Consider the following 11714-nt stretch of genomic DNA (forward strand, 5'->3'; position numbering starts at 1 on the left):
GTAGCTATAATCATATACACTTTAACAATATTTAAAAGTCCGACAATAACGTCGGACTTTTTTATTTTTATATAACAACCAAAATGAAAAAACTTTACGCCAACTATATTGAATCCTTTGAGGGATTATCCAAAGAAATTTGGTACATATCATTAATCTCATTGGTTAATCGAGCAGGGACAATGGTAATTCCATTTCTATCCTTATACCTCACAAAAAACTTAGATTTTAGTAAAGATGACGCTGGCTGGATCCTTGCCTTTTTTGGTATAGGTTCGGTTATTGGAGGCTGGTTAGGTGGAAAATTAACCGATATTTTTGGATTCTATAAGGTTATGATTTTTAGCCTATTGGTTACAGGTTTAAGCTTTATAGTCCTTCAGCATATTACCTCATTTTGGGGCCTTTGTATCGCAATATTGATAATAATGAGTATTGCTGACAGTTTTAGACCAGCGATCTATGTTTCTATTAAAGCCTATAGTTCTCCAGAAAATCAAACTAGAGCAATTGGTTTAATAAGATTAGCAATAAATGCGGGAATGGCCATTGGGCCTACTGTGGCCGGTTTAATTATTGTCACCCAAGGCTATGGTTTACTTTTTTGGATTGATGGGATCACTTGCATATTGGCAATTATTCTCTTTAAGTTTTTAGTAGCACCTCCAAAAGAAGAACCAATTACTGAGGAAACTGAAGTTGAAATGCCTAGTAAAAATGAAGTTTACAGCGATTTTACCTATTGGATATTTATCGGTTTATGTTTCTTTATGGGAATGGCATTTTTCCAACTTATTGTGACTATGCCACTTTATTATGAAGAAGTATTTGAGTTAAATGAGTTTGAAATAGGCTTAATGTGGATAATAAATGTTGGTATAATTATTATTCTAGAAATGCCTTTTCTAAATTTCTTAGAAAAGAAATTGATACCTGTAACAAAGCATATTTTAATGGCCTGCTTCTTAATGTGTATTAGCTTTTTTATCCTCTATCAAAATTTTTGGATTGGGATAATAATTATCAATATGATTATTATAACATTCGGAGAAATGCTTGGTTTTCCGTACACCAATAAATTTGCTTTAAACAGAGCAAAAAGTGGTGTGGAAGGGAGTTATTTGGCCCTATATGCCATGGCGTTTTCCTTATCTCATATCTTCAGCTCTAAAATTGGATTGAGTATAGTAGACCAATATGGTTACCAAGTAAATTGGGTTGTTACGGGTACTTATGGATTAGTTTCGATAGCTTTGGCATATTGGTTAATCGCTAGAACCAACAAAAAACTATAAATCAAAAATACAGATCACATGAAAAAAATATGCGCTTTAATTCTGTTGTTAATTGTTCTTTGTTGCTCAGATAAACCAATGGAAGAGCCTGATACATTGAAATTAGAACCCAACCGCTATAATGTGGCATTTCTAATTATGGATGGTGTTTACAATACCGAATTAACAGCACCATACGATATTTTTCAGCATACTATTTTTAGAGATAGCATAAAACCTATGAACGTTTTTACTGTGGCCAATACAAAGCAAAGCATCACAACTTTTGAAGGCATGCGCATATTGCCAGATCTTGATTACACCAGTGATCAACTGCCAAAAATAGATATACTTGTTGTACCAAGTGCCGAGCATCATTTAGATACTGATTTAGAAGATAAGGCCATGCTTAATTTTGTTAGGAAGGTTGATAAAGATGCCCTATTTATAACCTCACATTGCGATGGTGCTTTTGTATTGGCAAAAGCTGGCTTATTGGAAGGAAAAGTTTCAACAACCTTCCCAAGTGATATTGATAAAATGCGTGAAATGTTTCCAGACTTAGATGTAAGAAAAAATGTATTATTTGTTCATGACGGTAAATACATTACCTCAGCAGGTGGCGCAAAGTCTTTTGAAGCGGCCTTGTATTTAAGTGAACTACTTTATGGTCAAGACATAGCTAAATCGTTAGCAAAAGGTCTGGTAATTGATTGGAATTTGGAGGAGGTATCTCATGAAATTATTACGCATTAATTTGTAGATTTTATCTCACTGTGCTTCACCACATGAGAAAGCACAATTTGTGTCTTGGTTTCACCATATGTAATGAGCTGATCAATAAAAGTTTCTAGGTGTTTCTGATTCTTTAAAACTACTTCCATTACGATATTCTCATTTCCTGTAATTCTATAGCAATTTACGACCTCATCATAAGTTTTTACCTTTTCTAAGAATGGTTTTAGCATGCCCATAAAAGCTCTTAACGTTATTATGGCCTTTAACTGATAGCCTAACTTAAATGGAGATATAAGTGTTGTATAAGATTCAATTATTTCAGCATCTTCCATCTTTTTAATCCTCTCACTCACAGCCGGAGAAGACATCCCTACTCGCCTACCAATTTCAGAATTTGACATTCTTGCATTTTCTTGAAGGCATTTTAATATCATCAAATTAACAGAATCCATAATAATTTAAATTTTTATGAAAAATTAACATAGAAATTAAAGTAAAAGTACACTTTTAATTTAAATTTTAAATTATGCTGTGCATAATAGTGTGTAATTTCGTAACAATTGCTAGAAAAATGAATTACAACCTACCATCACACTTATCAGATTTGCCTGTATACAGAAAGGCCATGGATATAATTATGCTCTCAAGAAGTATATCCACTTATCTAAATAATGATTTATGCTATCTAAATAATGATGGTACTGAAGATAATGATATTTACTTCTCAGGTGACATCGTACAACAATCTAGAAGTCTAGCTCCAGAGATTATTAATGCCGAGCGCGAACGTCATTCAGAAAAGAAACACAAGCACTTGGAGAGTCTAGACCGTCTTACCTCTAAACTTTACCGAAATTCCTACCGATTAGAACGTTCAAAAAGTAATGGACGCGATTATCTTCCGATCCTACGCGGTGAACTTAAAAAGTTTAGAAAACTTCAACGTAGTTGGATGATGACTTTGTAATCAATTAGATTACATATTTCTCCTATATTGTCCTCCTACTTCGAAAAGCGCACTGGTTATTTGACCTAACGAACAAACCTTACATACCTCCATTAAGGCTTCAAAAATATTCTTATTATTAATAGCAACGTGCTGTAAATTCTTAAGAAGTCCCTCACTATCGTTAAACTCGTGAAGTTGTTTTAATGTCTTAATTTGGAATTCCTTCTCCTCTTCTGTTGCCCTAATAACTTCTGCTGGTTGCACTGTAGGTGAGCCTTTACTACTCAAAAACGTGTTAACACCGATTATAGGAAAATCACCATTGTGTTTTAGAGTTTCATAGTATAAACTTTCTTCCTGTATCTTAGAACGCTGATACATGGTTTCCATAGCTCCTAAAACACCACCACGCTCTGTTATTCTGTCAAACTCTTGTAATACTGCTTCTTCAACTAAATCGGTTAATTCCTCAATTATAAATGAACCTTGTAACGGATTCTCATTCTTAGCTAATCCTAGTTCTTTATTAATGATCAACTGAATTGCCATAGCACGTCTCACTGATTCTTCAGTTGGCGTTGTTATAGCTTCGTCATAAGCATTTGTATGTAGAGAATTACAGTTATCATAAATTGCATAAAGTGCCTGTAATGTTGTACGTATATCATTAAAATCAATCTCCTGCGCATGTAAGCTTCGTCCTGAAGTTTGAATATGATATTTAAGCATCTGTGCTCTTGGATTTGCACCATATTTATGTTTAAGTGCTTTTGCCCATATACGACGGGCAACACGTCCAATCACAGCATACTCGGGATCGATACCATTTGAGAAGAAAAAGGATAGGTTTGGACCAAACTTATTAATATCCATACCTCTACTCAAATAATATTCTACATAAGTAAACCCGTTAGATAACGTTAGTGCTAATTGTGTAATTGGGTTAGCACCTGCTTCTGCAATGTGATAACCAGAAATCGAAACCGAATAGAAATTTCTAATGTTATGGTCAATGAAATACTCTTGGACATCTCCCATTAAGCGCAAGGCAAATTCCGTAGAGAAAATACAGGTATTTTGTGCCTGATCCTCTTTTAATATATCAGCTTGAACCGTTCCTCTTACTTGAGCTATAGTTTTGGTTTTTATGTTTTCATATACCGATTTTGGCAGGACTTGATCACCCGTTACACCAAGAAGCATAAGACCAAGACCATCATTTCCTTCAGGTAGTTCACCATTATAAACGGGTCTTTCTTTGTTATCGTAAATTGAAGCAATCTTAGTTTCAACTTCTTTTTCTAAGCCATTTTCCTTAATATAAATTTCGCACTGTTGATCTATGGCTGCATTCATAAAAAAGCCTAATAACATTGGAGCAGGACCATTTATAGTCATACTTACCGAAGTCATTGGATCAGCTAAATTAAAACCAGAATATAATTTCTTTGCATCATCCAAACAACAAATACTAACACCTGCATTACCAATTTTACCATAGATATCAGGTCTGTAATCTGGATCATTTCCGTAAAGCGTTACACTATCAAATGCTGTGGATAAACGTTTAGCTGGCATACCTAAACTCACATAATGAAAACGACGATTTGTACGTTCAGGACCACCTTCACCAGCAAACATACGCGTTGGATCCTCACCAGTTCTCTTAAATGGGTACAACCCTGAAGTATATGGAAACTCACCAGGAACATTCTCCTGTAGACTCCATCTTAAAATATCCCCCCAACTTTTATATTTAGGTAAAGCTACCTTTGGAATATCGCTATGAGATAGTGATTTTGTATGGGTCTCAATATTAATTTCCTTATCTCTAACCTTAAACGTATATACTGGTGCTTTATAGCGGTTCACCTTATCTTCCCAACCGGTAATAATTTCCCAATTATAAGCATCAAGATCCATCTTAATACGATCAAATTCTGCAAGTAATAACTTTACAAAATCTTTTTGCTCATCATCAATTGCTTCAAGCTCAATACCAGACTTGGTAAGTATTGGCTGATGTCCTGAAACAGATTGTATCGTCTTAAATATGCCGTATAATTTCTCTATAACTTCAACCTGCTTATTTGCAGTAACATCATACGCACGGTTATTCTCAGCAATTTCAGATAAATACCTTGTACGAGCAGGTGGAATCACAAAGATCTTTTCACTCATCTCCTTAGAAATCTCAAAAGTAGATTTCAAATCTGCATCTGTTTTTTCGACAACCTTATCCATAATCGCCTTGTATAAGGTGTTCATACCAGGATCATTAAATTGAGAAGCTATGGTACCAAATACTGGCATTGTATCTGGATCTTCATGCCATAAGTTATGATTTCGCATGTATTGCTTCTTAACATCACGCAAGGCATCTAAGGCACCACGTTTATCAAACTTATTAATGGCAACTAGATCAGCAAAATCGAGCATATCAATTTTCTCAAGTTGTGTCGCTGCACCAAATTCTGGTGTCATTACATATAAAGAAACATCACTATGTTCTAAAATCTCAGTATCTGATTGTCCAATCCCTGAAGTTTCGAGGATTATCAAATCATATTCTGCAGCCTTAAGGACCTCAACAGCTTCATTTACGTATTTTGATAATGCTAAATTAGACTGGCGTGTTGCTAAACTACGCATATACACACGTGGAGAATTGATAGCATTCATTCTAATTCTGTCACCCAAAAGAGCACCTCCTGTTTTTCGTTTAGACGGATCTACTGAAATTAACCCAACAGTTTTCTCAGGAAAATCAATTAGAAAACGTCTTACCAACTCATCGACTAAAGAAGATTTACCTGCTCCTCCTGTACCAGTAATTCCTAAGACTGGCGTTTTAGAATCTTTATTTTTTTTATGAATAGTTTCTAATGCTTCCCTAGCAATATCAGGGAAATTCTCAGCAGAAGAAATGACACGAGCAATAGATTTTGGATTCTTCTCATGTAAAACCTTTACTTCACCATTTAATACATCACCAATAGCAAAGTCTGACTGCTTTACTAAATCATTAATCATTCCCTGAAGCCCCATTTCTCTTCCATCATCTGGAGAATAAATGCGAGCTATACCGTAATCCATCAATTCCTTTATTTCTTCAGGAAGGATTACACCACCTCCACCTCCAAAGATTTTTATATGACTTGCACCTTTTTCTTTCAACAAATCATACATATACTTAAAATACTCATTATGACCACCTTGATAGGATGTCATGGCAATAGCATTAGCATCTTCTTGTATAGCAGTATTTACAACTTCTTCTACACTTCGATCGTGTCCCAGATGAATCACCTCAACACCTGTTGATTGAATAATTCTTCGCATAATATTAATGGCCGCATCATGACCATCAAAGAGTGAAGCTGCAGTTACAATTCGAACTTTATGTTTTGGCTTATAAGGAGCAATTTGTTCCATTCGTAAAAAAATGACTTATTTGAAAGGCAAATTTACGGAATATTCAAAAAATCACACTAAAATTTGTTAAATATCTAATTGTATTTTAACAGTTATAATCATTGAATATTTGAGTTATTTTAGTCGATCAATTTTGTGACAACTATGAATAAAATTACACTTCTAATTCATTGTAAGGATCAGCCTAATATAATTGCTTCGGTTACTAGTTTCATGGCTAATAATCAAGGTAACATTGTGTATATCGATCAACATGTAGACCGAGAACAGGATATATTTTTCATGAGATTAGAATGTGAGTTTGAATCGGATGCATTTTTAATCGATCAATTCAAATCAGAATTCAGAATGCAATTAGCAAATAAATTTGAGTTGGATTATCAAATATTTGAGGCCGAACTCAAACCTAAAATGGCTTTATTTGTTTCTAAATATGATCATTGCCTGTACGATATCCTTGGTCGATATAACTCAGGTGAACTCCACCTGGAAATTCCATTTATTCTAAGCAATCATAACGACTTAAAACCTATTGCTGATAGTTTTAAAATCCCATTTTATCACATTCCAGTAAGTAAGGCTAATAAACATGAAGCTGAACTAAAGCAATTGGAACTATTAGAAGCTTATAAGATTGATTTTGTTGTTCTTGCACGATACATGCAAATCGTATCCAATCTTATCATTGATAAGTATCCAGATAAAATCATAAATATTCATCATTCCTTTTTACCAGCTTTTGTTGGTGCTAAACCATACCATTCTGCATACAAACGTGGTGTAAAAATAATTGGCGCCACGAGTCATTACATAACGGAGGAACTAGATGCAGGTCCAATCATAGAACAAGATGTTACGCATGTTTCGCATTCACATTCTATTAATGATCTTATCTCTAAAGGTCGTGATCTCGAAAAAATTGTCTTATCAAATGCCATTAAACTTCATGCCAACAGAAAAGTAATGGTATACAATAACAAGACTGTTATTTTTTCATAAGTTCTACATCTATAATCTAAAATTTTCACCTTGTTTGGCGAAATTAAACCCTAAAGCTTGGATGCTATCTTTGAGTCTATGCTTTTCCTTAATTGCTGGGTTGGTGTGATTGAAATGAATAAAATAAATTTTCTTTTTTGTTTCTAAACTTTCGTTTTGAAATAGTGTAGTCGTTTGGGTGGTAAAGGGATGTGGTATTTGGCTCATATCCCTTTCTAATTCGCCATCGCTAAAAAATGAAGCATCTAAAAAAGCATAATCTACTTTTTTAACTTCTTCAATAATCGACCTCTCCCAAGTTTCCCACTTATCTATATCTGGAATAAATATTGCAGATTTGTTAGTGCCAATAATTTTATAACCTACTGTTTCAGAATATTCATCGCGATGTGGCACTAAAAAAGGCACCACTTTGAGTGCTGTATTAAGATTGATTAACGAATCATGCTCTAGCCTATTAATTTCAATATTCCCTAATTCCACCAATTGATTCCAAGGACCATTGGTTTCAAGAAAATTACTCATTCGTGGCATTGCATAAACTGGTACTTTATGACCACCTAAAGCTTCCCTTCCTAAATGCATTAATCCAGTATAATGCCCTATATGTGCATGTGTTAAAAAGATGCCATTTAAATTATTATCGGAATTACTTAGCTTGTTAAGATTGTAGGTTTGTTCTACGATATCTGGCGTAGCGTCAAATAACCACTTACCTTTATTTTTGCGGTCTACCAATCCAAGACACGACACCATTTTCTTAGATTCATTACCATTATAATAGGCATCACAACATGCTTTATTACATCCTATTTGAGGATAACCAGCATCTTGAGCTATTCCTAGGACTGTTATAATTTGATTAGCTTCAATTTTGTTTCCAGTAGCGTCTTGTAACGATTCATTGGTTTTCACCTCATTACATCCAAATATTAAAAATAAGCCTACAAAAATCTTATTCAAATGTCTCATTAATATGTATCTTCGATATGTTAAAGATAAAAAACCAAATCCATGAAAAAGCAATTCTTAATCCTACTGTCTATAATCACATTTGTTTCTTGTGCAGAATTGCAAGAAGTTGTGAATCAGCTCCCACAATCTGGTGGTGTTCTTAGTAATACAGACATTGCCTCTGGTTTGAGACAAGCATTAGATAAAGGCATAGAAAAACAAGTCTCTAAATTGACTTTAAAAGATGGCTATTATAAAAATGAGCTCGTTAAAATTTTATTACCTGAGGAGTTACAAAAAGTAGATAAAACTTTAAGAACAGTTGGGTTGGGAAATCTCGCGGACGAAGGTATTAAAGCAATGAACCGAGCAGCCGAAGATGCAGTAAAAGAAGCAACTCCAATCTTTGTAAACGCTGTAAAGGATATCACATTTAGCGATGCAAAAAGTATTCTTTTAGGAGAAAATGACGCTGCTACTCAATATCTAATTACCAAGACTAAGGCTGAACTTTATAATAAGTTTAATCCTGTTATAAACACATCGTTTAGTAAAGTTGGTGCAGATCAAATTTGGTCTAATTTAATCACCAGGTACAATAATCTTCCTTTAACATCAGATGTAAATCCTGATCTAACAGACTACGTAACCAATAAGGCTCTTGATGGTGTATTTACAATGATTGCTGTTGAAGAAAATGAAATAAGAAATAAAGTCTCATCACGTACAACCGATTTATTACGTCGCGTATTTGCGCTCCAAGATTAATTTTGTTTAATTTTTTATTAATTTTTTTAAACAAAATTGAGGTTTTTAGCATTTTTTTAGCTAATTTCCCAATATATTAAAGAAATCTTTTGAATCGTGGAAGATCAAAATAATGCTGAACAACTAAAAAAAGAGTTGTATTTACAATACATTCAATTAATTGAAGAGGCATATAACTTAAGTGAGTCGGACCAAGCTCAAAGTGATATATCATCCTTTGAAGCCAAGAAAATTTTAGAACAACTTAGTGCGCTAGAATTTACCCGAGAGGTACAACCGGCTTAATTATTCTTTTCGCTTATACAGACCGTCGAATGCTACGGTCACATTTTCATTGGTAATTGTTTCCCAAAGTTGTCTTACGGTCCCATCTTCATTGTCGGTCCATGTAACACGATGAAAAAATAACTGTCCATCCTTATTGTTTTCCTTGTCCGTTTTCAATATCATTTGGTTACCAACTTTATTCCCCTTTAAGTGTAAACTCGCTCCTTGATTATCTATCCATATTTGTTCCCACTGTTTAGTTTTTAAATTAAAGAAACTATTACTTGTACCTGTATAACCAGGAGTAGCACTTACCCAATTCTCTTTTAAAACACACTTCCCTTCAACTTTGGTAAGTGTATTAGTTCCTGCTTTTGTACCGTTTGGGTTTGTCACTTCCCAAGATCCGATCCAAAAATCAAATTCTGAATGTATTTCGGTACAACAAGGACATGTTTTGTTCTGTCCAAATGCCTGTAGAATGCCAAAGGAAAGCAGAACAATTACAAAATATTTTTTCATGATTGATATAGTTTTTACCTAAGTTATTAAACTACATTTAATTTAATGCTAATATTAACATAACATTGGTACCAGAAAAAACGAACATCTTTGTACTGCAAAAGATTAGTTAGATAAGTCTTATAAATAAGATTAGTACAGTTAGTTAGTAAAGTCGATACGTCCTGTGTCGGCTTTTTTATTGATGTAATGTTTTAAAATATTCGAAAGCCTTAATTAATCGACTCCCATACCAAGAAAAATATTCGCCATCAACAATTTTAACCTCCTTGTTTGGATAGCTTTTTTTAATTTCCAGTATATGTTCATCCTTAAAGGGATAGGGCTCACTAGAAAGGAAAATGGTCTGAGCCAACTTAAGCTTGGGGTGATCCAAATCTATCTCTGGATAGCGAACCTCATCTTCAAATACATTATGAAACCCTGCTTCAATGAGCATGGTATTAATAAAGGTATTTGAGCCCACAACCATATACGGTCCTTTCCATATAAAATAAGCGACTGACCTTGGAGCGTTGAATTTAAAAGTGTGGTTTTTACGCTCTTTTTCAATAGTATCAATTATTATAGCGGCTTTCTCATTTACTTTGAAAATTGCACCATACATTTTGATTAATTCATAACAGTCTTCTAGAGTATTGATATCACTAATATGAACTGGTGCTATCTCTTCTACAGCATGAACTAGTTCTTCGGAATTCTCTTCCTTATTGCATAAAATAAGATCAGGATCAAGTGCCTTGATTTTATCTAATTTCACAGATTTAGTACCACCTACAACAACCTTTCTTTTCCGTAAATCCAATGGATGAACACAAAATTTTGTAATACCAACCAGATAATTTTCTAAACCCAAATCAACCAGCAATTCTGTTATTGACGGCACTAAAGATACAATACGTATTGGACGATCATTTATGAGAACTGGCCTATTGAGCTGGTCTTTATATGTTCTCATATGGAATAATATTAAGAGGTAAAAACGCTTGGGTTATTCCTTTAGAATAGCTTCCATTTGAAATTGTAGTTCACTTGCCTTTTGCGCTGAGGCCTCAGCAAAATCTAAGCCCTTTGAAGCATAAATTATGCCGCGCGATGAATTGATTAATAATCCTACTTCATCAGTCATGCCATATTTACAGACTTCTTGCAGGTTTCCACCTTGTGCACCCACTCCAGGCACCAGTAAAAAGCTATCTGGAATGATTTTTCTAATTTCTGCGAGATACTCTGCTTTTGTAGCTCCCACAACATACATTAAGTTTTTTGAGTTTTCCCAAGTTTTTGATGTTGCTAATACTTTCTTGTAAAGCTCGATACCATTAATTTGTTGAGTTTGAAAATCAAAAGCGCCTTGGTTCGACGTTAAGGCTAATAGTATTGTGTGTTTATCTTCAAAGGATAAAAAAGGCTCCACAGAATCTTTACCCATATATGGCGCAACAGTAACACTATCAAATCCCAAATCTTCAAAAAAGGCCTTGGCATACATAGTACTTGTATTACCAATATCACCGCGTTTTGCATCTGCAATTGTAAAAATCTCAGGGTGATTGGCATTGAGATAATTAATCGTTTTCTCTAGTGCTTGCCAACCTTTTATCCCATAGGCCTCATAAAAGGCCGTGTTTGGCTTATAAGCTACACATAAGTGATGTGTGGCATCAATAATGGCTTTATTAAAGGCAAATATAGGATCCTCCTCTTCCAATAAATGTTGAGGAATTTTATTTAAATCCACATCTAATCCAATGCAGAGGAAGGATTTCTTTTTATTTATCTGTTCTAATAATGATTCTGTAGTCATA

Annotated in this window: 12 protein-coding genes; 6 read left to right on the forward strand and 6 right to left on the reverse strand. The window is 34.2% G+C overall.

Annotated features, from left to right (window positions below; genetic code table 11):
* Positions 1-83 precede the first annotated feature (83 nt).
* Complete coding sequence (locus ACRHOC_RS11375; RefSeq protein ID WP_431158764.1) at positions 84-1295, forward strand: MFS transporter; 1212 nt, start codon at positions 84-86, stop codon at positions 1293-1295.
* A 78-nt stretch (positions 1296-1373) separates the two neighbouring features.
* Entirely contained in the window at positions 1374-2030 is a 657-nt protein-coding gene (locus tag ACRHOC_RS11380) for a DJ-1/PfpI family protein (RefSeq protein WP_431158869.1), read from the forward strand.
* On the opposite strand, the gene ACRHOC_RS11385 is transcribed toward ACRHOC_RS11380, so the two are convergent.
* Positions 2027-2464: an Lrp/AsnC family transcriptional regulator gene (locus ACRHOC_RS11385; protein ID WP_431158765.1), complete on the reverse strand. Its 438-nt coding sequence runs from the start codon at positions 2462-2464 to the stop codon at positions 2027-2029. The genes ACRHOC_RS11380 and ACRHOC_RS11385 overlap by 4 nt on opposite strands.
* A 119-nt stretch (positions 2465-2583) precedes the next feature.
* Here ACRHOC_RS11385 and ACRHOC_RS11390 point away from each other — a divergent pair, with 119 nt between their 5' ends.
* A complete protein-coding gene (locus ACRHOC_RS11390; protein WP_431158766.1) occupies positions 2584-2979 on the forward strand; it encodes a hypothetical protein in 396 nt (131 codons plus the stop codon).
* 9 nt (positions 2980-2988) lie between these two features.
* Here the strand turns inward: ACRHOC_RS11390 and ACRHOC_RS11395 are convergent, their stop codons facing one another.
* Positions 2989-6396 (reverse strand): methylmalonyl-CoA mutase family protein, encoded by a 3408-nt coding sequence (locus ACRHOC_RS11395; RefSeq protein WP_431158767.1) that lies wholly within the window; start codon positions 6394-6396, stop codon positions 2989-2991.
* 144 nt (positions 6397-6540) lie between these two features.
* Here ACRHOC_RS11395 and purU point away from each other — a divergent pair, with 144 nt between their 5' ends.
* Positions 6541-7395, forward strand: a complete 855-nt coding sequence (purU, locus tag ACRHOC_RS11400; protein WP_431158768.1) for a formyltetrahydrofolate deformylase — start codon at positions 6541-6543, stop codon at positions 7393-7395.
* A gap of 9 nt (positions 7396-7404) precedes the next feature.
* Here the strand turns inward: purU and ACRHOC_RS11405 are convergent, their stop codons facing one another.
* On the reverse strand, positions 7405-8367 hold the full coding sequence (locus ACRHOC_RS11405; protein ID WP_431158769.1) for an MBL fold metallo-hydrolase: 963 nt from the start codon (positions 8365-8367) through the stop codon (positions 7405-7407).
* Between the two features lie 42 nt (positions 8368-8409).
* Between ACRHOC_RS11405 and ACRHOC_RS11410 the strand changes: the two genes are divergently transcribed.
* Both ACRHOC_RS11410 and ACRHOC_RS11415 read left to right on the forward strand, forming a co-directional pair.
* Positions 8410-9117 carry a DUF4197 domain-containing protein gene (locus tag ACRHOC_RS11410; RefSeq protein WP_431158770.1) on the forward strand — a complete coding sequence of 236 codons (708 nt, stop codon included), beginning with the start codon at positions 8410-8412 and terminating at the stop codon, positions 9115-9117.
* 96 nt (positions 9118-9213) lie between these two features.
* Positions 9214-9402, forward strand: coding sequence for a Lacal_2735 family protein (locus ACRHOC_RS11415; protein ID WP_431158771.1), 189 nt, complete (start codon positions 9214-9216; stop codon positions 9400-9402).
* Here ACRHOC_RS11415 and ACRHOC_RS11420 read toward each other — a convergent pair whose 3' ends face one another.
* From ACRHOC_RS11420 to pyrF, 3 genes are all read right to left on the reverse strand, one after another.
* A complete protein-coding gene (locus tag ACRHOC_RS11420) occupies positions 9403-9906 on the reverse strand; it encodes a hypothetical protein (protein ID WP_431158772.1) in 504 nt (167 codons plus the stop codon).
* Positions 9907-10084: 178 nt separating this feature from the next.
* On the reverse strand, positions 10085-10864 hold the full coding sequence (locus ACRHOC_RS11425) for an ABC transporter substrate-binding protein (protein ID WP_431158773.1): 780 nt from the start codon (positions 10862-10864) through the stop codon (positions 10085-10087).
* 33 nt (positions 10865-10897) lie between these two features.
* Entirely contained in the window at positions 10898-11713 is an 816-nt protein-coding gene (gene pyrF, locus ACRHOC_RS11430) for an orotidine-5'-phosphate decarboxylase (protein WP_431158774.1), read from the reverse strand.
* Position 11714 lies beyond the last annotated feature (1 nt).

It is taken from the genome of Winogradskyella poriferorum, from assembly GCF_050618035.1.
In the GTDB taxonomy this organism is placed as follows: Bacteria; Bacteroidota; Bacteroidia; order Flavobacteriales; family Flavobacteriaceae; genus Winogradskyella; species Winogradskyella poriferorum_A.

Coding starts and splice junctions, on each gene's coding strand:
- purU (WP_431158768.1), top strand. CDS start 6,541: ATGAATAAAATTACACTTCTAATTCATTGTAAGGATCAGCCTAATATA.
- ACRHOC_RS11395 (WP_431158767.1), bottom strand. CDS start 6,396: ATGGAACAAATTGCTCCTTATAAGCCAAAACATAAAGTTCGAATTGTA.
- ACRHOC_RS11405 (WP_431158769.1), bottom strand. CDS start 8,367: ATGAGACATTTGAATAAGATTTTTGTAGGCTTATTTTTAATATTTGGA.
- ACRHOC_RS11385 (WP_431158765.1), bottom strand. CDS start 2,464: ATGGATTCTGTTAATTTGATGATATTAAAATGCCTTCAAGAAAATGCA.
- pyrF (WP_431158774.1), bottom strand. CDS start 11,713: ATGACTACAGAATCATTATTAGAACAGATAAATAAAAAGAAATCCTTC.
- ACRHOC_RS11375 (WP_431158764.1), top strand. CDS start 84: ATGAAAAAACTTTACGCCAACTATATTGAATCCTTTGAGGGATTATCC.
- ACRHOC_RS11410 (WP_431158770.1), top strand. CDS start 8,410: ATGAAAAAGCAATTCTTAATCCTACTGTCTATAATCACATTTGTTTCT.
- ACRHOC_RS11390 (WP_431158766.1), top strand. CDS start 2,584: ATGAATTACAACCTACCATCACACTTATCAGATTTGCCTGTATACAGA.
- ACRHOC_RS11420 (WP_431158772.1), bottom strand. CDS start 9,906: ATGAAAAAATATTTTGTAATTGTTCTGCTTTCCTTTGGCATTCTACAG.
- ACRHOC_RS11425 (WP_431158773.1), bottom strand. CDS start 10,864: ATGAGAACATATAAAGACCAGCTCAATAGGCCAGTTCTCATAAATGAT.
- ACRHOC_RS11380 (WP_431158869.1), top strand. CDS start 1,374: ATGGAAGAGCCTGATACATTGAAATTAGAACCCAACCGCTATAATGTG.